General features: G+C 71.9%; 22 protein-coding genes. 13 read left to right on the top strand and 9 right to left on the bottom strand.

The features are described from left to right. Positions 1–65: 65 nt before the first annotated feature. On the bottom strand, positions 66–3,980 hold the full coding sequence (scy, locus tag ACZ45Q_RS00205) for a polarized growth protein Scy (protein ID WP_468253526.1): 3,915 nt from the start codon (positions 3,978–3,980) through the stop codon (positions 66–68). A gap of 258 nt (positions 3,981–4,238) precedes the next feature. Further along, positions 4,239–4,679: a methylmalonyl-CoA epimerase gene (mce, locus tag ACZ45Q_RS00200; protein ID WP_468253525.1), complete on the bottom strand. Its 441-nt coding sequence runs from the start codon at positions 4,677–4,679 to the stop codon at positions 4,239–4,241. 149 nt (positions 4,680–4,828) lie between these two features. Between mce and ACZ45Q_RS00195 the strand changes: the two genes are divergently transcribed. Next, positions 4,829–6,043, top strand: coding sequence for an acetyl-CoA C-acetyltransferase (locus tag ACZ45Q_RS00195; protein ID WP_468253524.1), 1,215 nt, complete (start codon positions 4,829–4,831; stop codon positions 6,041–6,043). A gap of 70 nt (positions 6,044–6,113) precedes the next feature. After that, positions 6,114–7,070: a methylmalonyl Co-A mutase-associated GTPase MeaB gene (gene meaB / locus ACZ45Q_RS00190; protein WP_468253523.1), complete on the top strand. Its 957-nt coding sequence runs from the start codon at positions 6,114–6,116 to the stop codon at positions 7,068–7,070. Positions 7,071–7,713: 643 nt separating this feature from the next. Here the strand turns inward: meaB and ACZ45Q_RS00185 are convergent. Further along, on the bottom strand, positions 7,714–8,325 hold the full coding sequence (locus ACZ45Q_RS00185) for a PepSY domain-containing protein (RefSeq protein ID WP_468253522.1): 612 nt from the start codon (positions 8,323–8,325) through the stop codon (positions 7,714–7,716). Positions 8,326–8,440: 115 nt separating this feature from the next. Between ACZ45Q_RS00185 and ACZ45Q_RS00180 the strand changes: the two genes are divergently transcribed. Next, entirely contained in the window at positions 8,441–9,109 is a 669-nt protein-coding gene (locus ACZ45Q_RS00180) for a response regulator transcription factor (RefSeq protein ID WP_468253521.1), read from the top strand. Further along, positions 9,106–10,512: a sensor histidine kinase gene (locus ACZ45Q_RS00175; RefSeq protein WP_468253520.1), complete on the top strand. Its 1,407-nt coding sequence runs from the start codon at positions 9,106–9,108 to the stop codon at positions 10,510–10,512. The genes ACZ45Q_RS00180 and ACZ45Q_RS00175 overlap by 4 nt, the downstream gene beginning before the upstream one ends. 9 nt (positions 10,513–10,521) lie before the next feature. Here ACZ45Q_RS00175 and ACZ45Q_RS00170 read toward each other — a convergent pair whose 3' ends face one another. The 4 genes from ACZ45Q_RS00170 to ACZ45Q_RS00155 form a co-directional block, all read right to left on the bottom strand. Beyond that, entirely contained in the window at positions 10,522–10,998 is a 477-nt protein-coding gene (locus ACZ45Q_RS00170; RefSeq protein WP_468253519.1) for a MarR family winged helix-turn-helix transcriptional regulator, read from the bottom strand. A 95-nt stretch (positions 10,999–11,093) separates the two neighbouring features. Then, positions 11,094–11,867, bottom strand: coding sequence for an AIM24 family protein (locus ACZ45Q_RS00165; RefSeq protein WP_468253518.1), 774 nt, complete (start codon positions 11,865–11,867; stop codon positions 11,094–11,096). Continuing rightward, complete coding sequence (locus ACZ45Q_RS00160) at positions 11,864–12,514, bottom strand: AIM24 family protein (protein WP_468253517.1); 651 nt, start codon at positions 12,512–12,514, stop codon at positions 11,864–11,866. Before ACZ45Q_RS00160 ends, ACZ45Q_RS00165 begins: the two co-directional genes overlap by 4 nt. Position 12,515: 1 nt before the next feature. Then, the gene (locus tag ACZ45Q_RS00155; RefSeq protein ID WP_468254254.1) at positions 12,516–13,148 is read right to left on the bottom strand and encodes an AIM24 family protein; all 633 of its coding nucleotides are present in this window, start codon (positions 13,146–13,148) and stop codon (positions 12,516–12,518) included. A 154-nt stretch (positions 13,149–13,302) separates the two neighbouring features. Here ACZ45Q_RS00155 and ACZ45Q_RS00150 point away from each other — a divergent pair, with 154 nt between their 5' ends. The 4 genes from ACZ45Q_RS00150 (at position 13,303) to glxA (ending at position 17,887) form a co-directional block, all read left to right on the top strand. Beyond that, positions 13,303–13,647 carry a DUF3817 domain-containing protein gene (locus tag ACZ45Q_RS00150; RefSeq protein WP_468253516.1) on the top strand — a complete coding sequence of 115 codons (345 nt, stop codon included), beginning with the start codon at positions 13,303–13,305 and terminating at the stop codon, positions 13,645–13,647. Next, entirely contained in the window at positions 13,644–13,937 is a 294-nt protein-coding gene (locus ACZ45Q_RS00145; RefSeq protein ID WP_054233191.1) for an MTH1187 family thiamine-binding protein, read from the top strand. Before ACZ45Q_RS00150 ends, ACZ45Q_RS00145 begins: the two co-directional genes overlap by 4 nt. Positions 13,938–14,071: 134 nt before the next feature. Then, on the top strand, positions 14,072–15,892 hold the full coding sequence (locus tag ACZ45Q_RS00140) for a glycosyltransferase family 2 protein (protein WP_468253515.1): 1,821 nt from the start codon (positions 14,072–14,074) through the stop codon (positions 15,890–15,892). Between the two features lie 3 nt (positions 15,893–15,895). Further along, complete coding sequence (gene glxA, locus ACZ45Q_RS00135; protein WP_468253514.1) at positions 15,896–17,887, top strand: radical copper oxidase GlxA; 1,992 nt, start codon at positions 15,896–15,898, stop codon at positions 17,885–17,887. Between the two features lie 18 nt (positions 17,888–17,905). Here glxA and ACZ45Q_RS00130 read toward each other — a convergent pair whose 3' ends face one another. After that, positions 17,906–18,904, bottom strand: coding sequence for a glycoside hydrolase family 6 protein (locus tag ACZ45Q_RS00130; RefSeq protein ID WP_468253513.1), 999 nt, complete (start codon positions 18,902–18,904; stop codon positions 17,906–17,908). A 160-nt stretch (positions 18,905–19,064) separates the two neighbouring features. Between ACZ45Q_RS00130 and ACZ45Q_RS00125 the strand changes: the two genes are divergently transcribed. The 3 genes from ACZ45Q_RS00125 (at position 19,065) to ACZ45Q_RS00115 (ending at position 21,754) form a co-directional block, all read left to right on the top strand. Beyond that, positions 19,065–19,574, top strand: coding sequence for a MarR family winged helix-turn-helix transcriptional regulator (locus tag ACZ45Q_RS00125; protein WP_468253512.1), 510 nt, complete (start codon positions 19,065–19,067; stop codon positions 19,572–19,574). 57 nt (positions 19,575–19,631) lie between these two features. Beyond that, positions 19,632–19,970: a DUF3817 domain-containing protein gene (locus tag ACZ45Q_RS00120; protein WP_468253511.1), complete on the top strand. Its 339-nt coding sequence runs from the start codon at positions 19,632–19,634 to the stop codon at positions 19,968–19,970. Between the two features lie 83 nt (positions 19,971–20,053). Then, complete coding sequence (locus ACZ45Q_RS00115) at positions 20,054–21,754, top strand: acyl-CoA mutase large subunit family protein (RefSeq protein WP_468253510.1); 1,701 nt, start codon at positions 20,054–20,056, stop codon at positions 21,752–21,754. Between the two features lie 334 nt (positions 21,755–22,088). Here ACZ45Q_RS00115 and ACZ45Q_RS00110 read toward each other — a convergent pair whose 3' ends face one another. Continuing rightward, positions 22,089–22,736, bottom strand: a complete 648-nt coding sequence (locus ACZ45Q_RS00110; protein WP_468253509.1) for a TetR/AcrR family transcriptional regulator — start codon at positions 22,734–22,736, stop codon at positions 22,089–22,091. A 249-nt stretch (positions 22,737–22,985) separates the two neighbouring features. On the opposite strand from ACZ45Q_RS00110, the gene ACZ45Q_RS00105 reads away from it, so the two are divergent. Together ACZ45Q_RS00105 and ACZ45Q_RS00100 are read left to right on the top strand one after the other, a co-directional pair. Next, positions 22,986–23,960, top strand: a complete 975-nt coding sequence (locus ACZ45Q_RS00105; protein ID WP_468253508.1) for a tetratricopeptide repeat protein — start codon at positions 22,986–22,988, stop codon at positions 23,958–23,960. Positions 23,961–24,545: 585 nt separating this feature from the next. Next, positions 24,546–25,178 (top strand): DUF6230 family protein, encoded by a 633-nt coding sequence (locus ACZ45Q_RS00100; RefSeq protein ID WP_468253507.1) that lies wholly within the window; start codon positions 24,546–24,548, stop codon positions 25,176–25,178. Positions 25,179–25,259 lie beyond the last annotated feature (81 nt).

Below are 25,259 nucleotides of genomic sequence, written 5' to 3'. Positions count from 1 at the left end.
CCGGCGGACGGCTTGCCAAAGACTTGGTCAAAGGCCTCAAGGAGACACGCAATCGGCCCCGGGCGCTACCCCTCTGACGACTTGCCACCCGAACGAGGGGCTCCCACCGTCGCGCCGGCCTTGACCCCGCTGTCCTTGCCGGCGGCCGGCGCCTCGAACGACTCCAGCGCCTCCAGCACGTCCTGGACCCGGGAGATCTCGGCGTTGATGTCCTCGCGGCGCCGCACCAGGACCTCCAGCTCGCGCTTGCCCTCCTCGACCGTGCGCCGCGCCTCGCGGACCGCCTCGGCCTTCAGCTCCTCGGCCTCCTTGACCAGCGCGGCCTTCTTCTGCTCGGCCTCCTTCAGCAGCCCCTCGGCCTTCTTCACGGCGGCGATGCGCACCTTGCCCGCCTCGGAGTTGGCCTCGGACACGATCTCCTTGGCCTTCGCCTCCGCCTTGGCCAGCTGCTCCTCTGCCGCCTTGACCAACGCGTCGCACCGGTCGCCGGCCGACTTCATGGTCTCCGCGGCCTCCCTGCGGGCCCGCTCGTGCAGCTCCTCGATCTCGCTGGTGAGGCGGTCGCGCAGCTCCTCCGCACGCTCCCTTATGGCGGTCGCGTCCCGGCGCGCGCCGACCAGCAGCTCGTCCGCGTCCGTACGGGCCTTCTCCACCCGGGAGTTGCCCTCGACGGTCGCCTCGGAGACGATCCGCTCGGCCTCCTTGCGGGCCGCGCCGACCATCGTGTCGGCCTGCGCCTCCGCGTCCGCGGTGGCCTTCTGCGCCTGCTGCTGCGCCTCCGTGAGCAGCTTGTCGGCCTCGGCCGTGGTCTCCGTGATGAGCTTGTCGACCTGCTCGGCCGCCTCCGAACGCCGCTTGTTGGCGTCCTTGCGGGCCTCGTCGAGGGTGCGCTCGGCCTCCTCGCGGGCCGCCGTCGACAGCCGCTCGGCCTCCGCCGCGGCCTCGGCCTTGACCCGCTCGGCCTCGGCGCGGACCCGCTCGGCGTGCTGCTGCGCCGAGCCGACCGTCTCGGCGGCCTCGGCGCGCAGCCGCTCCGCCTCCTCGGTGGCGTCCGCGACCAGCCGCTCCGCGCGGGCGGTGGCCTCCGCCCGCGTCCGCTCGGCCTCCGTGGCCGCCTCCGTGCGGACCCGCTCGGCCTCCTCCGCCGTCTCGGTGCGCAGCCGCTCCGTCTCGGCCGCCGTCCGAGTCGTCAGCCGCTCCGCCTCGGCACGCGCCTCGGTGATGAGCGTGTCCGCCTGCGTCGCCGCGTCGGAGCGGATCCGGTTGGCGTCCTCGCGGGCGTCCGCCCGGGTGCGCGAGGCGTTCTGCTCGGCCTCGGCGATGGTGTCCGACGCCTCGGTGCGCACCCGCTGGGCGTGCTCGGCCACCTCGGAGCGGATGCGCTCCGCCTCCGTGATCGCCTCGGACACCGTCCGCTCGGCGAGCGTCTTGGCGGCCTCGGTCTCCTCCTGCGCCTCGCGCCGCAGCCGGGTGGCGTCCTCGCTCGCCCGCTCCCGCTCCGCATAGGCGTCGGCGCGGACCCGGTCGGCCTCCTCCTCGGCCTCGCGCCGGGTGCGCTCCGCCGCGTGCTCGGCGGCGCTGCGCAGCCCGGCGATCTCCTCCTGCGCCTGCTCGTGCAGTCCGGCGACCGACTCCCGCACCTGCGTCGCGTGCTGCTCGGCGGCCGACACCATCTCGGTGGCCCGCCGGTCGGCCTCCTCCACCAGCCGGGTGGCCTCGGCCTGCGCCTCCTCCACCCGGGTGCGCGCCGAGGCGAGCAGCTCCTCGCTCTGCTCGCGGGCCCGCTCGCGCTCCTGGTCGGCCTCCTGCCGGGCGGCGCCGAGGAGTTCCTCGGCCTCGCGGCGGCGGCGGGCGGCCTCCTCCTGTGCGGCGGCCAGCGTCTCCGACGCCTCGGCGGCGATCCGCTCGGCGGCGGCCTGGGCCTCCGCCCGCACCCGGTCGGCGCTCTCCTGCGCCTCCGACTTCAGCCGCTCCGCCTCGCTCGCCGCCTCCGACCGCAGGCGTACGGCGACGGCCTCGCCCTCCGCGCGGGAGGCGGAGGCGTCCGAGGCGGCCTCGGTGCGCAGCCGCTCGGCCTCCTCCTCGGCCTGCTGCCGGAGTGTCCGGATCCGCTCGGCGGCCTCGGTGCGCAGCCGCTCCGCCTCCTCGGAGGCCTCGCGGCGGATCCGCCCGGCCTCCTCGCGGGCCTCCTCCAGCGCCTGCTCGGCGGCGCTGCGGCGCTCCTCCGCCTCCGTCTGGAGCCGGGCCAGCTCCTCGGCGGCCTCCGCCTTGCGGGCCGCGACCGCGCGCTCGGTCTCCTCGCGCAGCTCACGGGCGGCGCGCTCGGCGTCCGCCTGGAGCGCCTCGGCCTGCTCGACGATCTCCGCGCGGTGCCGCTCGGCCTCCGCGCGGGTGCGCTCCAGGGTCTCCTCGGCCTGCCGGCGCAGCGTCGTCGCCCGCTCGATGGCCTCGGTGCGGACCTTCTCGCTGTCCGCCGTCGCGGTCTGCCGCAGCTCGTCGGCGTCCGCCTTGGCCTTGGCCAGCAGCTCCTCGGCGGACTTCGCCGCCTCCTCGATCTGCGCCACGGCCTCCTTGCGGGCCTCGGCGCGGATCTTCTCGCCCTCCTCGACCGCGTCCGCGCGCAGCTGCTCGGCCTCGCCGCGCAGCCGGCGGGCCTCCTCCTGGAGCTCGACCGTCTTGGCGCGGTACTCCTTGGTGTCGTCCTTCGCCGCGCCCTTGAGCTGCTCGGCGATGTCGTGCGCCTCGCCGCGCAGCCGGTCGGCCTCGGCCTCGGCCTCGCGGCGGATCCGCTCGGCCTCCTCGGCGGCGGCCTTGGTGGTCCTCTTGGCCTCCTCGGACGCCTTGTTCAGCACGTCCTCGGCGGTCTTCGCCGCCTTCGACAGCTGGGTGGCCGACTCCTCGGCGGTGACCGCGCGCGCCTTCTCGGCCGCCTCGGCGACGATCTTCTCGGCCTCGGCGCGGGCGTCGGCGACCAGCTGCTCGGCCTCGGCCTTGGTCGCCTCGGCCTCCTTGGTGGCCTCACCGACCAGCCGGGCGACCTGCTCCTTCGCCGTCCGCGTGCGCAGCTCGTTGGCGGACTCGGCGCCGGCGAGGGTTTTGGCGGCGCTCTCCTTGGCCTCGGCGACCAGCTTCTCGGCCTCCGACTGCGCCTTGCGCAGCGCCTCCTCGGCCTCGGCCATGCGCTGCTCGGCGGCGCGGCTCAGCTCCTGGGCGCGGCGGCGGGCCTCCTCCGACTCGGTGGCGGTGGAGGTGCGCAGCTGCTCGGCGTGGTCGGTGGCCTCCTGGGCCTGGCTGGAGGCGGCGTTCAGCAGACGCTCGGCGTCGGCGCGGGCGCGGCGCAGGAGCTGCTCGGCCTCGGCGCGGGCGCTCTCGGCCTCGCTCTGCAGCCGCTGGCGGGCCTCGGTGGTCAGCCGCTCGGCCTCCGCGCGGGCCGCGGCCATGGCCTGCTCGGCCTCGGCGCGGGACTCCTCCAGCAGCCGGCGGGCCTGCTGCTCGGTGCGGGCGCGCAGCTGCTCCGCCCAGGCCACGTTCTCGTTGACGTGCGACTCGACGGTCTGCCGGCGCTCGGCCAGCTCCTGGTCGAGCTGCTGGCGCCGGGTCACCGCCTCCTGGTGCAGCTCCGCCTGGAGGCGGGCCGCCTGCTCGGCGTGCTCCTGGAGGATGCGCTGGGTCTGCGCGCGGGCCTGGCTCAGCTCCCGTTCGGCGTCCGCGCGCAGCTGGTCGGCCTGCATCTGCGCGTTGCGCAGCAGCTGTTCGGCCTGGTAGCCGATGTCGCCGCCGTCGTAGGCGGGCCGGGACATGATGGTGCGCCGTGCCTCGTGCAGCTTGGCCCGCAGCACCTCGACCTGGTAGCCGAGGTCCTCGGCGTGCTGGATCGCCTTTTCCCGCTCGGTCTTCAGCCGCTTCATCTCGGCTTCGAACCGAGAGAGGTGGTCGACGTCAGCCGCCGGCTCTCGCTCCTGGCTCTCGTAGCCCCGCACTGCGCGGTCCCATCCGTCCCCTGGTCGCAACTCTGCCCGAACGAGCTCCGTCCGTCCGCCGAACGGGGCCCCCGGGGAATGGTGTCAGATCAACGACGGAGCATGGGCTGCTGCCCCGGCGCTCGTCCCCCGAAACCCGGACCCCGGTGGTCCTGTCCGCCGGACGGCGCGTGGACGGCGCAGGCCGGACGACAGGACCCGGTCACCCTGGACTGAGCGGCGACCGCACCCAACCCTACCGGCCCTTATGTACGAGGGTCAGTGCTCAGGTGACTCAACGGGCGCCGAAGTGACGAGTTCTGTCAGGACGCCATGGCAGTCCTTGGGGTGCAGGAAGGTGATCCGCGACCCCATCGAACCGCGCCGGGGCTCGTCGTACAGCACGCGTACGCCCTTGCCCTTGATCGCGGCGGCGTCGCCGTCCACGTCCGCCGTACCGAAGGCGATGTGGTGGACGCCCTCGCCGTTCTTGGCGAGCCACTTCGCGACCGTGGAGTCCTGGCGGGTCGGTTCCAGGAGCTGGAGGTAGGAGGAGCTGCCGTCCGAGGTGTCGTTGATCTTGAGCATGGCCTCGCGGACGCCCTGCTCCTCGTTGACCTCGGTGTGGAAGACCTCGAAGCCGTAGGTGGCCCGGTAGAACTCGACGGTTGCGTCGAGGTCATGACAGGCGATTCCGATGTGGTCGATTCGCGTCAGCATGTTTTCAGTGCAGCGCTACCGAGGTGGTTACGCAACGTGCGCGCGATCACACCGACGGCCCGGTGACGTGGTGGCCGACCGCTCAGTACATTCGAAGTAAACCCTCGTTCACTCCTCGGCTGTGCAGGCCGGTAAGGGGATCGCAGCTCATGTCTTCTGGAACTTCTGGGACGAACGGCACGACCTCCGTCATCGTCGCGGGTGCCCGCACCCCGATGGGGCGGCTGCTCGGGTCGCTGAAGTCCTTCTCCGGGGCCGACCTCGGTGGCTTCGCGATCAAGGCCGCCCTCGACCGTGCGGGGATCGGCGGCGACCAGGTGCAGTACGTGATCATGGGGCAGGTGCTCCAGGCCGGGGCCGGGCAGATCCCGGCGCGGCAGGCCGCGGTCAAGGCCGGCATCCCGATGAACGTGCCGGCGCTGACGATCAACAAGGTGTGCCTGTCCGGGCTCGACGCCATCGCGCTGGCCGACCAGCTGATCCGCGCGGGTGAGTTCGACGTGGTCGTCGCCGGCGGCCAGGAGTCCATGACCAACGCCCCGCACCTGCTGCCGAAGTCCCGCGAGGGCTTCAAGTACGGCGCGGTCCAGATGCTCGACGCCATGGCGCACGACGGGCTGACCGACTCCTTCGAGGGCATCGCCATGGGCGAGTCCACCGAGAAGCACAACGTCCGGCTCGGGCTGGGCCGGGCCGAGCAGGACGAGGTGGCCGCGCTCTCCCACCAGCGGGCCGCCGCCGCGCAGAAGAACGGGATCTTCGAGGCCGAGATCACGCCGGTGGAGATTCCCCAGCGCAAGGGCGACCCGGTGCTGTTCGCCAAGGACGAGGGCATCCGCGCGGACACGACCGCGGAGTCGCTCGGCAAGCTGCGTCCGGCCTTCTCCAAGGACGGCACCATCACCGCCGGGTCGTCCTCGCAGATCTCCGACGGTGCGGCGGCCGTCGTGGTCATGAGCAAGGCCAAGGCGCAGGAGCTGGGGCTGGAGTGGATCGCCGAGATCGGCGCCCACGGGAACGTGGCCGGGCCGGACAACTCTTTGCAGTCGCAGCCGTCGAACGCCATCCGGCACGCGCTGAAGAAGGAGGGCCTGGAGGTCTCCGATCTCGACCTGATCGAGATCAACGAGGCGTTCGCCGCCGTCGCCGTGCAGTCCATGAAGGACCTCGGCGTGTCCACCGAAAAGGTGAACGTGAACGGCGGCGCCATCGCCCTGGGGCACCCGATCGGCATGTCCGGCGCGCGGCTGGTGCTGCACCTGGCGCTGGAGCTGAAGCGGCGCGGCGGCGGGGTCGGCGCGGCGGCGCTGTGCGGCGGCGGCGGGCAGGGTGACGCGCTGATCGTGCGCGTGCCGAAGGCCTGACGGCGGGTAACGAGTTCTTACTGGTCCTTGCCGGTCCTCGCGGGGGCCGGGTGAGCTGAACGGAGCTGTGATGCAGGACGTCTCCACGCTGGTGGCCCAGGCCAGGGAAGGCCGGCCGCGGGCCGTGGCCCGGCTGATCTCGCTGGTGGAGGGGGCGTCCTCGCAGCTGCGGGAGGTCATGGCGGCGCTGGCGCCGCTGACCGGCGGGGCGTACGTCGTGGGGCTGACCGGGTCGCCGGGTGTCGGCAAGTCGACGTCCACGTCGGCGCTGGTCACGGCGTACCGCCGGCAGGGGCGGCGGGTCGGGGTGCTGGCCGTGGACCCGTCGTCGCCGTTCTCGGGCGGTGCGCTGCTGGGCGACCGGGTGCGGATGTCGGAGCACGCCTCCGACCCCGGCGTGTACATCCGCTCGATGGCCACGCGCGGTCACCTGGGCGGGCTGGCGTGGGCTGCCCCCCAGGCGATCCGGGTGCTGGACGCGGCCGGCTGCGACGTGATCCTGGTCGAGACGGTCGGCGTCGGGCAGTCGGAGGTGGAGATCGCCTCGCAGGCCGACACGTCGGTGGTGCTGCTGGCGCCCGGCATGGGGGACGGGATCCAGGCGGCGAAGGCCGGGATCCTGGAGATCGGTGACGTGTACGTCGTGAACAAGGCCGACCGGGACGGGGCCGATGCGACGGCGCGCGAGCTGAACCACATGCTGGGGCTGGGGGAGGCGCGGCGGCCGGGGGACTGGCGGCCGCCGATCGTGAAGACGGTGGCGGCGCGGGGCGAGGGCGTCGACGAGGTCGTCGAGGCGCTGGAGAAGCACCGGGCCTGGATGGAGGAGCGGGGGGTTCTGGCGGAGCGGCGGCTGGCGCGGGCTGCGCGCGAGGTGGAGACGATCGCGGTGACGACGCTGCGGGAGCGGATCGGCGACCTCCACGGGGACCGGCGCCTCGGCGCGCTGGCGGAGCGCATCGTGGCCGGCGAACTGGACCCCTACCGTGCGGCGGACGAACTGGTAACGGGCCTCACCCAGTCCTGAACCGGCCTGGGCGGGGGCGGGGGGGGGGTCCGTGTGATGCCTGCGGCGCCTGGGGTGTGTCGGGTTCGCGTGGTGTGTGGGGTGCGGGGTGGTGGGTGGATGCCTGCGGCGCCTGTGCGGGTGGGGTGGGGGTGCGCGTAGCGCCTTGGGTCCGGTGGGTGGTACGGGGCCGCGCCGGGGGGTCTCCGTCCTCGGAACGTCGCGGAATCGGTCTTCTACGGGGGTGGACCGTGTTGACGCGACAACCGCTGCGGGCGGAGACCCCCCGACACGACCCCTCCCCGCCGTACGCGTCTGCGGGTAGCGCCCATGCCCGTGCCTGGTTGCGCGCCATACGCGTCTGCGGGTAGCGCCCCGGCCGGTCGCCGCTTGCGCGCCGCGCGCGGCTGCCGCAAACCCGCGGGCAGTCGCTCCGCCGGGGCGGTGCCCGCCCACCGGGCGAGCCATGCCGCCCAGCCGCGGGCGCGCGCCCGCAATCCGCGGGCAGTCGTGCCGCTGGGGCGATGGGGGTCCCCCCCGCTCGAGCGAAGCCGAGAGTGGGGAAGGGCGGGCGCGGGCGGCACCCCGTTTCGCCGGGCTGCGCAACGCCCCGACGCCAGGCACGACGCCGGTCACCTGGAAATCGCCGGGCACCCCGCCCAGGTCAGTCGTCGTCGTCCGCCGGGGTGATCTTGGACGTCTTCAGGTCGACCTGCCAGTCCTGGTCGGAGTGGGCGGTCTCGACGTCCCAGGAGCCCGGGGCGTCGTCGTCCAGGTCCACCGACGTCACCGTGCCCTTGGCAGCCGCCGCCTTCGCCGCCTCCTCCGCCGTGACCGACGCGTCCTTCAGGGCCGACCGCGCCTCCGCGGCGTCGTCCGCGTCGTCGTCCTCCTTCTCCGAGCCCAGCACCTTGCCGCCGGCCGGGTCGATGTGGACGGTGCGCCAGGTGTCGTTGGAGGAGAGGACGTCCACCTCCCACGCGGGCCGGTCATCGTCGTCGTCCTCCAGGTCGGCCGACACCGCCGTCCCCGGCGTGTGGCGCAGCGCCGCGGCGATGGCCTCGGCCGCGCTCACCTCGGCGGAGGCCGCACGGGAGCGGTCGGACGAGTCGTCGTCGCCGTCGTCGTCGCCCCCGGTGTCGTCGTCCGACGCCCGCGCCGCCGCCGACGTGCCGGCCGTGTCGTCCTCGTCCCCGCTCACCGCCAGGGCCGTGGCCGTGCCACCCCCGATCAGCGCGGCGGCGGTGACGGCGGCGATGACGATGTTGCGCTTCATGGAGGTTCCTCCCGAGTCGGTTCGGTTTCGACGCGTTCACTGTCGCCGACCGACGCTGAGGCGGAGCTGAAGCCGCCTGAAGAAGTCTTCAGGCTTGCTTTGCCACCCTTGACCCATGCGCCTGTTGATCGTGGAGGACGAGAAGCGGCTGGCCCTGTCCCTGGCCCGGGGACTGACCGCCGAGGGATACGCCGTGGACGTCGTCCATGACGGCCGGGAGGGGCTGCACCGGGCCGGGGAGGGGGCGTACGACCTGGTGATCCTCGACATCATGCTGCCGGGGATGAACGGCTACCGCGTGTGCGGTGCGCTGCGCGCGGCCGGGCACGACGTGCCGATCCTGATGCTCACCGCCAAGGACGGGGAGTACGACGAGGCGGAGGGCCTGGACACCGGCGCCGACGACTACCTGACCAAGCCCTTCTCGTACGTGGTCCTGGTGGCCCGGGTCAAGGCGCTGCTGCGCAGGAGGGGATCGGGCGGGGGCGCCTCCCCGGTGCGGGTGCTCGGGGACCTGAAGGTCGACACCGCCGCCCGCCGGGTGTTCCTCGGCGAGGACGAGGTGACGCTCACCGCCAAGGAGTTCGCCGTCCTGGAGGAGCTGGTGCGGCGGGCCGGCGAGGTGGTGTCCAAAGGGGAGATCCTGGAGCACGCGTGGGACTTCGCCTACGACGGCGACCCCAACATCGTCGAGGTGTACGTGAGCGCGCTGCGGCGCAAGCTGCGGCCCGGGCTGATCCGGACGGTGCGCGGCGCCGGGTACCGGCTGGAGGCGCAGCGATGAGACGCCTCCTCGGTTCGGTGCGGGCCCGGGCGACGCTCGCGGCGACCCTGGTGGTCGCCGTCGCGCTGGTCGCCGCGGGCGCCGCCGTCCTGCTGTCCCTGCGGTCGAACCTGCTCGGCGAGGCCGGCACCTCCGCCGAGCGCTCCGCGCGGGAGGTCGCCGCCGAACTCGCCGCCGGGACGCCGTACGACCGGCTCTCGCTGGACGTCGACGACCGGCCGGTGCAGGTCGTCGACGAGGACGGCGCTCTGGTGGCCGCCAGTGAAGATCTGGAGCGGATCAGCGGCACCGGGACGTCGGCGGTGCGGCCGGAGCCCGGGGCGGGGGCCCGCGAGGACGACGATGACGACGACGATTCCGGCGAGGGCCTGGAACCCGGCGAGATCGGGGGGCTGGCGGCGGTCAGCGACGGGTCGGCGACCATCGACGGCGACACGGAGGACTACCGCTTCGCCGCCGTGCCCGTCGAGACCCACGACCGGGGCACGCTCACCGTGTACGCCGGCGCCCCGCTGTCCGCCGAGCACGGCGCCGTCAGCACCGCGCTGAGCGCCATGCTGATCGGCTTCCCGCTGCTGCTCGGCGTCGTCGGCGGTGTGACCTGGGGGGTCACCGGACGGGCGCTGCGCCCCGTGGAGGGCATCCGCCGGGAGATGGCGGCGATCACCGCCTCCGAGGACCTCGCCCGCCGCGTCCCCGTGCCCGCCACCTACGACGAGATCGCCCGGCTGGCGCTGACCACCAATCAGACACTGGCCGCGCTGGAGTCCTCCGTGGAGCGGCAGCGGCGGTTCGTCGCCGACGCCTCGCACGAGCTGCGCAGCCCGATCGCCAGCCTGCGGACCCAGCTGGAGGTGGGCGCCGCACACCCGGAACTGCTGGACCTGGACGGTGCCGTCGAGGACACCGTACGGCTCCAGCGGCTCGCCGCCGACCTGCTGCTGCTCGCCCGGCTGGACGCGGGGGAGCGGCCGGCGGACGCGCGTGTCGACCTCGGCGCGCTCGCCCGGGAGGAGGCCGAGGGGCGGACCGGGGTGGGCGTGCGGGCCGAGGACGGTGTGACGGTGGCGGGATCGCGCGGGCAGCTGGGCCGGGTGCTGGCCAATCTGCTGGACAACGCCCAGCGGCACGCGCGGTCCGCGGTGGAGGTGTCCGTGCGGCGGGAGAGCGGGCAGGCCGTCGTCGGGGTCGCCGACGACGGGGACGGGGTGCCGGCCGAGGACCGGGAGCGGATCTTCGAGCGGTTCGTCCGGCTGGACGCCGCCCGCAGCCGGGACGACGGCGGGGCCGGGCTGGGGCTCGCCATCGCCCGCGACGTCGCCGTACGCCACGGCGGGAGCCTCACGGTGCGGGACGCGCCGGCAGGCGGTGCCCTGTTCGAGCTCCGCCTGCCGGAGGGGTGAGGCCGGCGGTCACAGGCGCCCGCGCTGGCCCCGCAGGTGCTCGGCGATGGGCTTGAGCGCCTTGTCGAGGTCGCGCAGGGCCTCGGGGGAGAGCAGGTCGATGAAGTGCCGCCGGACGGACGCCACATGGTGCGGCGCGACCTTCCGCATGGTCTCCATGCCGTGCTCGGTCAGCACGGCGTACAGCCCGCGCCGGTCGGACTCGCAGTTCTCCCGCCGGACGAGGTTCGCGTTCTCCATGCGCGTGATCTGGTGGGAGAGGCGGCTCTTGGACTGGAGGGTGGCGGATGCGAGGTCGCTCATCCGCATCCTGACGTCCTCGGACTCGGAGAGGTTCACCAGGATCTCGTAGTCGTTCATGGTCAGGCCGAACGGCTGCAGGTCCTTCTCGAGCTGGTACGTCAACAGTTTGTTGACCTCCAGGTGGGTGCGCCAGGCACACTGCTCCGTATCGGTCAGCCAGCGGGTGGCCGTCTCGGTCTCCATGTATGAAGTCTACCTAAGAAGTTGAAAGGTGAACTAGTGAGAGTGGTCCTGTGGCGGTGCGCACGCGTTCGACGTCACACTCCGCAGATTACCGCTCACAGCCCGAAGCGGCGCTGGAGGTCTCCCAGCTGTCCGGGAAGACGCGGTCCGCCGCCCGGGGCCCCGTGCGGGCCGGGGGCCCCGCCGCCGGGCACGCCCGGCTGCTGCGGGGTGACGCCCGTGGCCTGCTCGGGCATCAGCGTCTCGCTGGACTGCAGGAGCACCGTCCCGGCGCCCACGAACTGGAACTGGTGCTCCTCCCCGGAGGCCCCGCCGAGGCCCGTCATCGCACGTAGACCGCCCAGTACGCCGGCCATGTACCCATGGTCGTAGTGATGGCACGGCGAGGGGCAGTCCGCCCACCCGACCAGGGCCTGCGGGTCGACCCGGATCGGGGGTTCCATGAACACCACCGGACCGTTTGACGCGGCCACGAACCTTCCGGTTCCGATCAGGGTCAGAAAACCCGGCACGATCGATTGCTTCAGGTTCAGACTTGGCTGAAAAGCGAGCAGATTGCCGGAGCGAATGGTCAGGTTGCCGTCTTCCAGGTCGTACGAGTTCACATCGAAGGCCCGGTCGGCCAGGAGCATCTTCCCCGAGCCCTCGGCCACGACCCAGTCGCTCGCGTGCAGAGGCGAATGGAACGACGTGCGCACCAGACGGTCCAGCCGGCCGTGCCCGATGCCGTTGAACTCGATCGAGCCGTAGTAGGCGATCATCTTCCCCTTCTGGAGGAACCACTGGCTCCCCTTGAGTTCCACGCAGAAGGTGTAGTCGTCGACGTTGTCGTCCGAGGGCAGCGTCGACGGGTCCCAGATCGTGCTCACAGCTTCTCCTCCGAGGCCTGGACGTAGACCGCACCGCTGCCGCTCAGCTCCAGCTGGAACGCCTCACCCGACCCGCGTCCCACCATGTCCCGCCACCCCAGCGCCGTGGACAGCCGGTTCCGTACGTCGCCGTGGTGGGCGACGTACGCCTGCGGGTCGACGTGCACCGGACGCTGCGGGGTGATCGGGACCTCGAAGATGCCTCCGTGGGCCATCACGGCCACGGACCCGTGCCCCTTCAGACTCGTGGTGAACAGCCCCTGACCGCTGACCTGCCCCCGCACCATGCCCATGACCCCGCCCTGCGCGCCGAGGAACACCGTCCCCTGCTCCAGGGTCCCCTCGAAGGCCAGCAGCCGGTCGGCCTCCACGTACAGGGTGTCGCCGGACAGGCCGATCACCTGGACGTGGTGACCGCCGTGCCCGAACAGCACCGTGCCGTCGCCCTCGACCGTCATCAGCGGCGTGTCCTCGTCGGCGACCCGCCGCCCGATCATCGACATGATCCCGCCCTGGCCGCCGGCCATGTTCGGTGTGAAGGTCACCTCGCCCTTGTACGCGAGCATCGCGCCGCGCTGGCTGAACAGCCGCTGTCCCGGCGCCACGGTCGCCTCGACCATCTTCGAGTTGATCTGACGGAACCCCATGTCACACATCCCCCGCGAGGGTGTTCCGCTCGCTCGGCTGCACGTAGACCAGTCCGTCGCCCTCGAACCGGATCTGGAAGGCCTCCCCGCCGCCCTCCCCGAGCAGCGTGCGGAACGTCACACCCGACTGGAAGGACTGCCGCAGGTTCCCCTGGTGCGCGACGTACGCCCCCGGGTCGACGGTCAGCGGGTACTGCGCGCCGACGCGCAGCACGACCGCCGGCCCGTCCGACATGATCGCCACCTGTCCGTGCCCCTCGACGGTCGTCGTGAACAGCCCGTTGCCCTGCGAGGCGCCGCGCAGCCCCGTGAACTCGGTCCCCGTGCGCAGCCCGCCGTCGGCGGCCAGCAGATTGCTGGACTCGACGTACAACTTCTCCCCCCTCAGGGTCACGAGGTTGATCTCGGACGCCCGGTCCGCGAACCAGCAGGTCCCGCGCCCCTTCACCTCCATGACCGTCATCTGCTCGCCGGTGAGCCGCCGGGTGACCATGCCCCGCAGGCCGTCACCGCCGCCGCTCAGCTTCTTGAAGGCCATCTCGCCGTCGTACGCGACCATCGAGCCGTTCTTCGCCTTCACGGCGTCCCCGGTCATCTCGACGGCGAGCACTTTGCTGCTCTGAAGTCGGAACATCGCCACGCTGAGACGGTAACCGGCGCACGGACGGGCGGACAGTGCCGTCGACCCCCGGCGTCGGGCGTGCCGGGGCGTTTGCCACAATGGCCGGGCACCTTGTGCATACGTTCACAAGAAGATCGTCGACGTCTCTCCCACCCGAAGGTGACCCGTGGACCTCAAGACCGCCAGCTCCCTCCGCCGCCTCCGTCTGGTCTCGACGCCCGAGGCGGTCTCGTTCCTGCTCCTGCTCGTCTGCTCGGTACTGAAGCGGACCACGGAATTCAACGCCGTACCGGTGATGGGGGCGATCCACGGCTTCCTCTTCGTCGTGTACGTGATCTTCTGGGCGGACGCGTGGAACCGGGCCAAGTGGCCCCTGAAGACGGCGGCCCTCTACTTCGTCCTCTCGGTCCTGCCCGCCGGCGGCTTCTTCGCGGACCGCATGCTGCGCCGTGAGGCCGAGGACGCGGTGATCGCCTCCCGCGCCCGCAACGAAGGGATCGTCAACGCATGATCGTCGCGTTCTCCGTGACACCGCTGGGCGTCGGCGAGGACGTGGGGGAGTACGTCGCCGACGCCGTGCGGGTGGTCCGCGAGTCGGGCCTGCCGAACCGTACGGACGCGATGTTCACGTCCGTGGAGGGGGAGTGGGACGAGGTCATGGACGTGGTGAAGCGTGCGGTGGCGGCGGTCGAGGCGAGGGCGCCGCGGGTCTCCGTGGTCCTCAAGGCGGACATCCGTCCCGGCGTGACGGACGGGCTGACGTCGAAGGTGGAGACGGTGGAGCGCCACCTGTCCGCCTAGCGGGCGGGGCGGGGCGGGTCCGACGGCGGCCGTCAGCCGCCTGGACCCTCCCCGCTCGACACGCCCTCACATGTCCTTTTGTGTGTGGGTAGATGTAGATCACTCCAGATCACCCCCACTCACTGGAGGACGCTGTGCGGCAGCCGGAGGGTTATGACTACGACACCCACAGCCGACTCGCCGGGCCGCTCACGGAGCCGGACGGCGACGCCTACCGGGTGCAGTACACCTCGCTGCTCTCCCGCCAGCCGAACCGAATAAAAGCCGTCCTCCTGATGACCCTCGCGCCGCTGCTCACCGGCGCTCTCCTGGCCTACCTCGTCTGGCCCGGCCACTGGGTCGAACGCGAGGGCGCCGACCGCTGGCTGACCGCCCTCGACACCGCCATGCTGATATCGATCGGCCTGATCGAACTGTTCATGGTCGTCAACGTCGCCTCCGTCGCCCACGCCACGATGGTCGCCCGCGACCCCGTCCCCGTCGTCCCCGAACCCGGCACCCGCGTCGCCTTCCTCACGACGTACGTCCCGGGCAAGGAACCCCTCGAGATGGTCCGCGCCACCCTCGAGGGCGCCACCCGCATCACCCACGACGGCACCCTCGACGTCTGGCTCCTCGACGAGGGCGACGACGCCGGGGCCAAGGCCCTCTGCGCCGAACTCGGCGTCCGCCACTTCACCCGCCACGGCGTACCGGAGTGGAACCAGAAGACCGGCGTCCACAAGGCCCGCACCAAGCACGGCAACTACAACGCCTGGATCGCCATGCACGGCGGCGACTACGACTTCTTCGCCTCCGTCGACACCGACCACGTCCCGCTGCCCAACTTCCTGGAGCGGATGCTCGGTTACTTCCGCGACCCGGACGTCGCGTTCGTCGTCGGCCCCCAGGTGTACGGCAACTACCACAACCCCGTCACCAAGGCCGCCGAGTCGCAGCAGTTCCTCTTCCACGCCCTCATCCAGCGGGCCGGCAACCGCTACCGCGCCCCCATGTTCGTCGGCACCAACAACGTCGTCCGCATCGACGCCGTCCTCCAGGTCGGCGGCCTGTACGACTCCATCACCGAGGACATGGCCACCGGCTTCGAGATCCACCGCCACCGCAACCCGGCGACCGGCCGCCACTGGCAGTCCGTCTACACCCCGGACGTCCTCGCCGTCGGCGAGGGCCCCGCCTCCTGGACCGACTTCTTCACCCAGCAGCTGCGCTGGTCCCGCGGCACCTACGAGACCCTCATCAAGCAGTACTGGAAGGCCCCTTGGCGCATGCCCCCGGGCCGCCTGATGTCGTACACGCTCATGCTCGTGTACTACCCGATGACGGCCGTCAACTGGTTCCTCGGCATCCTCAGCTGCTTCCTCTTCCTCTGGTTCGGCGCCTCCGGCACCGAGGTCGCCGCCTCCGTCTGGCTGATGCTCTACAGCGACGCCGCCGCCTGCCAGATCGGCCTCTACCTCTGGAACCGCCGGCACAACGTCTCCCCGCACGAACCCGAGGGCTCCGGCGGCCTGGCCGGCATGGCGATGTCGGCCCTGTCCGCCCCGATCTACCTCAAGTCCTTCACCGAGGCGCTCCTGCGCCGCCCCAGCCGCTTCGTCGTGACCCCCAAGGGCGACGGCGCCAGCCCCGACCGGCTGCTCACCTTCCGCATCCACCTGTCCTGGGCGGCCCTGCTCATCACCTCCCTGACCGCCTCCGCCCTCCTCGACCACACCCACGTCGCGATGCGCACCTGGGCGTTCCTCGCCACGGCCATCTCCCTCGCCCCGGTCGGCGTCTGGGCCGTCACCCGCTGGCAGGAGCGCCGCGCGCAGCGCCCGGCCCACGCACCGGACCAGGCCCCGGCACCGCGTTCCGCCCGGGACACCGCGTCGGCGCCCGCGCCCGAGCCGGCCTTCGCGACCACCGGCGCCACGTCGTCCGTCTCCGGCCCCACGACAGGAGGCAACTAGGTCATGGCAGACCAGCCCTCACAGCAACCCGGGAAGGCGAAGTTCGCCAGGCCGTCGAACAAGACGAGGAAGACCGTCCTGGGCATCGGCGGCATCGCGATCCTGGCCGGCCTCAACGCCCCCGCCGCGCTCGACTTCGCCGGCGAGAAGTACCACGCCTACAAGATCTCCCGGCCGGCGTACAAGGCGGAGTACGGCTCCTGGAGCCAGGTCGACATCCCGGAGGAGTACCGCACCAACGCCATCCACGCCGCCCTCCTGCACACCGGCAAGGTGCTGATCGTGGCGGGCTCCGGGAACGAGCAGAAGAAGTTCGACGCGGGGGAGTTCGACACCGTCCTGTGGGACCCGGAGAAGAACACCTTCAAGAAGGTCCCGACCCCGGAGGACTTCTTCTGCTCCGGCCACGCCCAGCTCCCCGACGGCCGTCTGCTGGTGGCCGGCGGCACCGCCCGCTACGAACTCCTCGACGGGGAGGTCGAACGGGCCGGCGGCGGCATGCGGGTGAAGAACGAGAGCCCCGACAAGGAGGTCTTCCTCCCCAAGGGCACCCGCTTCCGCTCGCCCGCCGGCGTGGAGTACGTCTCCAGGTTCGACGTCACCCTCCCGAAGGCCGAGCGCACCTTCGAGGTCACCCGCGACGCCCGCGGTGTCGTGCAGCCCTGGAAGACCAAGGTCACCGCCAGCGAGGTCCGGGTGTTCGTGGAGGCGGCCGAGGAGGGCCCGCTGTCGGTCACCGACACCCAGGCCCAGTACGAGATCGTCGGCCTCACGGGCGAGGACGCGGACAACACCTACGGCCTGTCCGAGAAGATCACCCTGGAGAAGCAGGACTTCCAGGGCATCCGCGCCGCCTACGAGTTCGACCCGGTCGCCGAGAAGTACGTCCCCGTCGAGCCGATGGACAAGGCCCGCTGGTACCCGACCCTCGTCGGCCTGGAGGACGGCCGCATCCTCGCCGCCTCCGGACTGGACGACGTCGGCGTCATCGACCCCGGCGACAACGAGATCTACGACCCGAAGACGAAGAAGTGGTCACCGGGCCCCAAGCGGTACTTCCCGACGTACCCCGCCCTGTTCCTGACCAAGGGCGGCAAGCTGTTCTACTCCGGTGCCAACGCCGGCTACGGTCCGGCGGAGAAGGGACGCGTCCCCGGGCTGTGGGACCTGAGGACCAACACCTTCCAGGAGGTGCCCGGCCTGAAGGACCTGGACCAGCTGGAGACCTCCGCGTCGCTTCTGCTGCCGCCCGCGCAGGACCAGAGGGTGATGGTCCTCGGCGGCGGGGGCGTCGGGGAGTCGCGCAAGTCGACCGAGCGCACGGCCGTCGTCGACCTGAAGGAGGACAGCCCGGTCTTCCGGGACGGCCCCGACCTGCCGCAGGGCACGCGCTACCTGAACAGCGTGATCATGCCGGACGACACGGTCTTCACCTCCAACGGCTCCGAGGACTACCGGGGCCGCAGCGCCAGCAACATCCTCAAGGCGCAGTTCTACGACCCGCGGACCAACGCCTTCCGGGAGGCCGCCGCCCCCACGGTGGGCCGCAACTACCACTCCGAGGCGCTGCTGCTGCCCGACGGCCGGGTCGCCACCTTCGGCTCCGACCCGCTTTTCGACGACCAGCAGAACACCAAGCTCGGCCACTTCGAGCAGCGCATGGAGGTCTTCACCCCGCCGTCCCTGCACCGGGGCGCGGCGAACCGGCCCGTCCTGGAGGGCGGCAAGCAGCGGCTGGGCGCCGACCACCGGGTGACGTTCCGCACCGACCACCCCGAGCGCGTCGTCGCGGCCCGGCTGATGCGGCCCAGCGCGGTCACCCACACCACGGACGTGGAGCAGCGCTCCATCGAGCTGGGCGTCACCAAGAAGGGCGGCCAGGTCACCTTCGAGGTGCCGGACGACCCCACCCTGGTGCCGCCGGGCTGGTACATGCTCTTCGTCACGGACGCCGGTGGCACCCCGTCGAAGGCGAAGTGGATCCACGTCACCTGAGCGGCGACGGAGCCCGGTCTACGCCCTGGAGTTGCGCGCCAGCTCCAGGGCGTACTCCGGCCACCACCGCCCGGCTGCGGGGCCGCCCTCGCAGGTGCCGTCCGACTCTCCGGGCCGCTTGACCCAGACGTAGGCGTCGACGAGCTCCTCGCCGGTGTCGGTGGTCGGCGGGGTGCCCAGGGCCCGGCCGGGCGGGTTGCACCAGACGCCGGGCAGCGGGCCGTTGCCGTTGCGGCTGGTGTCGATCACGAAGTGCTTGCCGCCCAGGTGCCGCGACAGCCGCCTGCCGTACGCGGTGGTCTCCTCGTCGGTCTGGAAGTTGGAGACGTTGAGCGCGAACCCGTCGGCGCTGGCCACCCCGGCCCGCCGCAGCGGCTCGACCAGTTTCTCCGGCTCCTTGATCCAGCTCGGGTTGCCCGCGTCCAGGTAGACCTTGGTGTTCGGCTGCCGCTTCAGCCGTGCGATCGCCTCGCCGAGCAGCCGCTCGCGTTCGGCGTGCAGCTCGCCGGGGGTACAGCCGTCCACGATGTGGGCGACGGCGTCCGGCTCCAGGACGACCAGGGCCCTGGCGTCGCCGATCGCGCCGGCGAACCGGTCGATCCACTGCCGGTAGGCGTCGCCTCCCGCCGCCCCGCCGGCCGAGTGCTGGCCGCAGTCCCGGTGCGGGATGTTGTAGGCCGCGAGCAACGCCGTCTTCCCCTCGGCGGTGGCGCCGCGGACCGCCCTGCGCACCGGCGCGGCCGGGTCGACCTCGCCGGCCGGCCAGAGCGCGGCGGGCCGGTCGGCGATCCGCTTCAGCAGCTCGGCGTCCTGGTCGCGGCCCTCGCGGCGCCACTGTTCGATCTGCCGGGCGGCGGGGGACTCGGGGTCGACCCAGAAGGGTGAGGAGGCCGCGGAGCCCGCCTGCTTCGAGGCACGGCCGGCGACGGAGGCCTCGTCGACGCCCGGCGTGGACGAGCAGCCGAGGGTGAGGCCGAGGGCGGTGAGGGCCGCGAGGGTGTGGACCGGCCGGGACATGCTGCTCCCTGGGGCGGAGACGACGGTCAGTGATGATCCGTATCAGATCGTGACATATCGGTCGGCCGACACTCGGCATTGCCCTGCCCCGATCAGCCCGGTGGCCCGAAAGGCGAGACAGGGCTGACCGGCATATGACCGGCCGGTAAGGTCTGGTGACGTGCCGAAGCCCCTCAGTCTCACCTTCGATCCCATCGCCCGAGCCGACGAACTGTGGAAGCAGCGCTGGGGCAGCGTGCCCTCCATGGCCGCGATCACCTCGATCATGCGGGCGCACCAGATCCTGCTGGCCGAGGTCGACGCGGTGGTCAAGCCGTACGGGCTGACGTTCGCGCGGTACGAGGCGCTGGTGCTGCTCAACTTCTCCAAGTCGGGCGAGCTGCCGATGTCCAAGATCGGCGAGCGGCTCATGGTGCATCCGACCTCGGTGACGAACACCGTCGACCGGCTGGTGCGCTCGGGCCTGGTGGACAAGCGCCCCAACCCCAACGACGGGCGCGGCACACTCGCCAGCATCACCGACAAGGGCCGCGAGGTGGTCGAGGCGGCCACCCGCGACCTGATGGCGATGGACTTCGGCCTCGGGGTCTACGACGCCGAGGAGTGCGGCGAGATCTTCGCGATGCTCCGCCCCCTGCGCATCGCGGCGGGGGACTTCGAGGAGGAGTGACGCCCGGCACCCGACCCGGCCCAAGATCTCCGGGAAGGGCCGGTTAGGCTCGACGGCATGAAGAAGAGCGTGCTGACCCGCTACCGGGTCCTGGCCTACGTCACCGGTGTGCTGCTCGTCGCGCTGACCTTCGGCATGATCGGCAAGTACGCCCTGAAGATGGGCGGCGCGGCCGACTTCACCCAGGTGGTCAGCATCGCGCACGGCTGGCTGTACGTGGTGTACCTGATCTTCGCCTTCGATCTCGGCTCCAAGGCGAAGTGGCCGGTCAAGAAGCAGCTCTGGGTCCTGCTGGCCGGCACCGTGCCGACCGCCGCGTTCTTCGTGGAGCGCCGGATCAGCCGTGAGCTGGAGGGCAGGATCGAAAGCCCCGAGCCGGCGGTCGCCAAGGCCTGACGCCCGTCCGTCACCGTCGTGCGGACACCCGTACGGCGGTCTGCCATCGACATTTACTTGGACGTCCTAGTAAATTTGGAGGCATGGACGCTGACGCCATAGAGGAGGGCCGCCGCCGCTGGCAGGCCCGGTACGACGCCGCGCGCACGCGGGACGCCGACTTCACCACGCTTTCGGGCGATCCCGTGGAGCCGGTGTACGGGCCCCGGCCCGGGGACAGGTACGACGGATTCGAGCGGATCGGCTGGCCGGGCGAGTACCCCTTCACCCGCGGGCTGTATCCGACCGGCTACCGAGGGCGGACGTGGACCATCCGGCAGTTCGCCGGGTTCGGCAACGCCGAGCAGACCAACGAGCGCTACAAGATGATCCTCCGCAACGGCGGGGGCGGGCTCTCGGTCGCCTTCGACATGCCGACCCTGATGGGCCGCGACTCCGACGACCCGCGCTCGCTCGGCGAGGTCGGGCACTGCGGTGTGGCCATCGACTCGGCCGCCGACATGGAGGTGCTGTTCAAGGACATCCCGCTCGGCGACGTGACGACCTCCATGACGATCAGCGGGCCCGCCGTGCCCGTGTTCTGCATGTACCTGGTCGCCGCCGAACGCCAGGGCGTGGACGCGTCCGTGCTCAACGGCACGCTCCAGACCGACATCTTCAAGGAGTACATCGCGCAGAAGGAGTGGCTCTTCCAGCCCGAGCCGCACCTGCGCCTGATCGGCGACCTGATGGAGTACTGCGCGGCGGGCATCCCGGCGTACAAGCCCCTGTCGGTCTCCGGCTACCACATCCGCGAGGCGGGCGCGACGGCCGCGCAGGAGCTGGCGTACACCCTGGCGGACGGCTTCGGGTACGTGGAGCTGGGGCTCTCGCGCGGGCTGGACGTGGACGTCTTCGCCCCGGGCCTGTCCTTCTTCTTCGACGCGCACGTCGACTTCTTCGAGGAGATCGCCAAGTTCCGCGCGGCGCGCCGCATCTGGGCCCGCTGGATGCGGGACGTGTACGGGGCGAAGAGCGAGAAGGCGCAGTGGCTGCGCTTCCACACGCAGACCGCGGGCGTCTCGCTGACCGCCCAGCAGCCGTACAACAACGTGGTACGCACCGCGGTGGAGGCGCTCGCCGCCGTCCTCGGCGGGACCAACTCCCTGCACACCAACGCCCTGGACGAGACCCTCGCGCTGCCGAGCGAGCAGGCGGCCGAGATCGCCCTGCGCACCCAGCAGGTGCTGATGGAGGAGACCGGCGTCGCCAACGTCGCCGACCCGCTGGGCGGCTCCTGGTTCGTCGAGCAGCTCACGGACCGGATCGAGGCCGACGCGGAGAAGATCTTCGAGCAGATCAAGGAACGGGGTCTGCGCGCCCACCCCGACGGGCAGCACCCCATCGGGCCGATGACCTCGGGCATCCTGCGCGGCATCGAGGACGGCTGGTTCACCGGCGAGATCGCCGAGTCGGCGTTCCGCTACCAGCAGGCGCTGGAGAAGGGCGACAAGAAGGTCGTCGGCGTCAACGCCCACACCGGATCGGTCACCGGTGACCTGGAGATCCTGCGGGTCAGCCACGAGGTGGAGCGCGAGCAGGTGCGGGTGCTGGGCGAGCGCAAGGCGGCCCGCGACGACGCGGCGGTGCGGTCGGCGCTGGACGGCATGCTCGCCGCGGCCCGCTCCGGCGGCAACATGATCGAGCCGATGCTGGACGCCGTGCGGGCCGAGGCGACGCTGGGGGAGATCTGCGGGGTGCTGCGGGACGAGTGGGGGGTGTACACGGAGCCGGCCGGCTTCTGACGACGGTTCGTCGGGGGCGGTGCCGGAGGCCGGCGCCGGGTGGGTGTGGCTCACCCGCGCGAGCGGGGTGCCGCCGCGCCCACCCGTGCCGCCCTGGGGGTACCTCCCAGGCCGTTCAGGCACTGGGGGAGGCACGACTGCCCGCGGCTGAGGGCACGCAGCGGACTGCGTGCCCTCAGGGGCGCGGGGAACCGCGCGCCCAGCCGAAGCCGCCCCGCACCCGGCAACGCATCCGCGCCCCCACCCCCGCATCCGCCCCGCACCCCCGCTTCCGCCCCGCACCCCCGCTTCCGCCCCGCACCCCCGCTCCCGCCCCGCACCCCCCGCCCCGCGACTACCCCTCCGCCCCCGTAAGGCCGTGCAGGAGTACTCGTGTCAGGCCGCGCACCCAGTCCTCGTCCGCCGGCTCCGCGCTCACCAGCGTGCGGTGCACCACCGCGCCCGCCACCAGGTCGAAGATGAGGTCCGCCGTACGGGCGGCCTCCGCGGCGTCGGTCTCGGGCGGCAGCTCCCCGCGTGCCTGCGCGCGGGCCCGGCCCTGGACGACCAGCCGCTTCTGGCGTTCCACGATCGACGCGCGGATGCGCTCGCGCAGCGCGTCGTCCCGGGTGGACTCCGCCACCACCGCCATCAGACCGCTCCTCGCCTCCGGACGGGCGAGGATCGCCGCGAACTGAAGGACCACACCCTCGATGTCGGCGGCGAGGGAGCCGCGGTCGGGAAGTTCCAGTTCGTCGAAGAGCTCCGCCACCGCGTCGACCACCAGCTCGTTCTTGCCCGTCCAGCGCCGGTAGAGCGTCGTCTTGGCAACCCCCGCCCGCGTCGCGACGTCGGACAGGGTGAGCTTGGACCAGCCCAGCTCGACCAGTGCCGCCCGGGTCGCGGCCAGGATCGCGGCGTCGGCCGCGGCACTGCGCGGGCGCCCGGTGCGGCCCGCGCGACCGGCGTGACCTGCGCGGCTGGCGGGGGAGCGGCTCTGCATTCCCCGACCATAACCGGGGGTTCGGCGGCCGACCGGTCCCGCGCGGCCGTGAGGGAGATCACGCGGAGGCGGTGTACCGCCGGCACCCCGTGCCATTACGCTACGACTCGTAGCGAAAGCACGGGTGCGGGCGCACCCGGGCGACGACCACAGGGCGTGGGGTGGGGACCCGGCGCCGAACGCCACACATCAGGGCGGCCTTTCGCCCCGCTTTTCACAGACGCGCGCCTGACGGGGGAGGATAGACGCATGCAGCCACGGAACATGTCCATGAGCGGAGTCGTCGACCTCGCCGCGGTGAAGGCGGCCCAGGAGGCCAAGGCGAAGGCGGAGCAGGCGCGCGCCGAAGCGGCCCGGCAGGGCGGGACGGGCGCCGTCTCCCCGGCCGACCTCGTGATCGACGTCGATGAGGCCGGCTTCGAACGCGATGTCCTCCAGCGCTCCACCGAGGTCCCGGTCGTCATCGACTTCTGGGCCGAGTGGTGCCAGCCCTGCAAGCAGTTGAGCCCGGTCCTGGAGCGGCTCGCCGTCGAGTACAACGGGCGTTTCGTGCTCGCCAAGATCGACGTCGACGCCAATCAGATGCTGATGCAGCAGTTCGGCATCCAGGGCATCCCGGCCGTCTTCGCGGTGGTGGCCGGCCAGGCCCTGCCGCTCTTCCAGGGCGCCGCCGGCGAGGAGCAGATCCGGGGGACCCTGGACCAGCTCGTCCAGGTCGCCGAGCAGCGCTTCGGTCTGACCGGCCTGACCGTCGACCCCGAGGCCGAGCCGGGCGCCGCCGAGCAGGCCCCCGCCCGTCCGGCCGGACCGCACGACGCGGCGCTGGAGGCCGCGGTGCAGGCCCTGGACGCGGGCGACCTGGCCGGCGCCGTGCAGGCGTACAAGAACGTGCTGAACGACGACCCGGCCAACACCGAGGCCAAACTCGGCCTGGCCCAGGCCGAGTTGCTCCAGCGGGTGCAGGGAATGGACCCCCAGCGGGTACGCAGGGACGCTGCCGACAAGCCGGCCGACGTGCAGGCCCAGATCGCCGCCGCCGACCTGGAGCTGGTGGGCGGCCACGTCGAGGACGCCTTCGGGCGGCTCATCGACGCCGTCGGGCGCACGGCGGGCGACGACCGGGAGGCCGCGCGGGTGCGGCTGCTGGAGCTGTTCGAGGTCGTCGGCGCCGAGGACCCGCGGGTGGTCGCGGCGCGCCGGGCCCTGGCGCGCGCCCTGTTCTGACGGGGCCTGAGTGACGTATGCGGCCGCGCTTTGCCAAATCTTGGCAATCGCGGCCGCTGTTACTGCCAGTAAGTCGACGCCGGTGATGTGTCGGTTTCTGTCCAGCGATCAATAGTTTTGTCCCGCACTCATGAGACACCGAGCGTGCCCGGGCGGGACCTCTCGGTCGTGCCGTGGTTATCCGGCCGTTACTAGTGAGTAACGAACCCCCTTGTGCGGGCGGCGAGAATGCACCACGATCGGCGACGCTCGGTCCGTTCCCGTACCCCGACAGCCAATCGGGTCGCGGGAGTTCCTGGGTCCCCACCGAGCAGGGTCGGCGGCAGTGGCGCCGGCTCTTGGGCAGGGGGGTCTTCGCCCGACCGGCGAAGCCTGTCCAGCAAGGTTGTGCGTGATGCGTGTCAGGCGCGACCAGTGGTTGTCGCTCGGGGGTGATCGCCGGTGATTCGGGCGCGTTGTGCGCGCCGCCGAGTGCGGGCGCTCTCCTTCCCGAGGACGTAGCACTTCTCCCATCCCTGCCCGGCCGAGCCGTCGACTTCGAGGCAGAGCCGGCGCCAGGAGATGTACGTCCGAGAAGGAGGAAATATGGAGTCCCAGGTGCGTGGCGGGACCAGATGGAAGCGGTTCGCCGTGGTCATGGTGCCCAGCGTGGCCGCCACGGCGGCGATAGGCGTGGCCCTGGCCCAGGGTGCGCTCGCCGCGTCGTTCAGTGTGTCGGGACAGTCGTTCAAGGTCACGACCTCGCAGCTCAATGGCCAGGGCTTCGTCCAGTACGGTGCGGTCGACGAGGGCTACACCATGGACGGCAAGAAGACGGCTCACCCCGTCGCCGTCTCGGCGTTCAAGTCCGCGACGATCAAGAACCTGTGCCAGTCCGTGGTCACCCCGGACATCCCGGTGATCGGCACGGTCAGCCTGAAGCTGAACGCGGGCGGGGGCTCGACCCCGGTCGAGGCCAAGAACCTGTACATCGACGTCGCCAAGCTCGAGGCCGATGCCACGTTCAACAACATCGACATCGGTGTTGCCGCGAAGGACGCCGCCAAGGGTCCGGGCATCCAGAAGGGCGACACGGCGAACCCCTTCGGTTTCGCGCAGCAGGCCGACTCGGTCGTCCTGACCGACGTGAAGCAGACGGCGTGGGCGACCACCGCCGGAACCTTCAAGCTGAGCGGTCTGAAGATGTCGCTGCACAAGGGCGTCAACGAGTGCTACTGAGCACTCGCTGACGGGCGGGGGAGCCGGTGGCGCCCCCGCCCGTCCACTACTCCGGCCCCGTCTTCACACGCGGGCCACATC

The organism is Streptomyces sp. NPDC031049 (assembly GCF_055571015.1).
Note: the sequence above shows the minus strand (reverse complement) of the source record. Positions and strands in the feature narration are given on the sequence as shown.

Bases quoted from the DNA above. Each gene is read 5' to 3' on its own strand.
- ACZ45Q_RS00105 (WP_468253508.1), top strand. From the start codon at position 22,986: ATGCAGCCACGGAACATGTCCATGAGCGGAGTCGTCGACCTCGCCGCG.
- ACZ45Q_RS00185 (WP_468253522.1), bottom strand. From the start codon at position 8,325: ATGAAGCGCAACATCGTCATCGCCGCCGTCACCGCCGCCGCGCTGATC.
- meaB (WP_468253523.1), top strand. From the start codon at position 6,114: ATGCAGGACGTCTCCACGCTGGTGGCCCAGGCCAGGGAAGGCCGGCCG.
- ACZ45Q_RS00170 (WP_468253519.1), bottom strand. From the start codon at position 10,998: ATGGAGACCGAGACGGCCACCCGCTGGCTGACCGATACGGAGCAGTGT.
- ACZ45Q_RS00155 (WP_468254254.1), bottom strand. From the start codon at position 13,148: ATGTTCCGACTTCAGAGCAGCAAAGTGCTCGCCGTCGAGATGACCGGG.
- ACZ45Q_RS00100 (WP_468253507.1), top strand. From the start codon at position 24,546: ATGGAGTCCCAGGTGCGTGGCGGGACCAGATGGAAGCGGTTCGCCGTG.
- ACZ45Q_RS00145 (WP_054233191.1), top strand. From the start codon at position 13,644: ATGATCGTCGCGTTCTCCGTGACACCGCTGGGCGTCGGCGAGGACGTG.
- ACZ45Q_RS00115 (WP_468253510.1), top strand. From the start codon at position 20,054: ATGGACGCTGACGCCATAGAGGAGGGCCGCCGCCGCTGGCAGGCCCGG.
- glxA (WP_468253514.1), top strand. From the start codon at position 15,896: ATGGCAGACCAGCCCTCACAGCAACCCGGGAAGGCGAAGTTCGCCAGG.
- ACZ45Q_RS00195 (WP_468253524.1), top strand. From the start codon at position 4,829: ATGTCTTCTGGAACTTCTGGGACGAACGGCACGACCTCCGTCATCGTC.
- ACZ45Q_RS00160 (WP_468253517.1), bottom strand. From the start codon at position 12,514: ATGGGGTTCCGTCAGATCAACTCGAAGATGGTCGAGGCGACCGTGGCG.
- ACZ45Q_RS00175 (WP_468253520.1), top strand. From the start codon at position 9,106: ATGAGACGCCTCCTCGGTTCGGTGCGGGCCCGGGCGACGCTCGCGGCG.
- ACZ45Q_RS00180 (WP_468253521.1), top strand. From the start codon at position 8,441: ATGCGCCTGTTGATCGTGGAGGACGAGAAGCGGCTGGCCCTGTCCCTG.
- ACZ45Q_RS00110 (WP_468253509.1), bottom strand. From the start codon at position 22,736: ATGCAGAGCCGCTCCCCCGCCAGCCGCGCAGGTCACGCCGGTCGCGCG.
- ACZ45Q_RS00120 (WP_468253511.1), top strand. From the start codon at position 19,632: ATGAAGAAGAGCGTGCTGACCCGCTACCGGGTCCTGGCCTACGTCACC.
- mce (WP_468253525.1), bottom strand. From the start codon at position 4,679: ATGCTGACGCGAATCGACCACATCGGAATCGCCTGTCATGACCTCGAC.
- ACZ45Q_RS00130 (WP_468253513.1), bottom strand. From the start codon at position 18,904: ATGTCCCGGCCGGTCCACACCCTCGCGGCCCTCACCGCCCTCGGCCTC.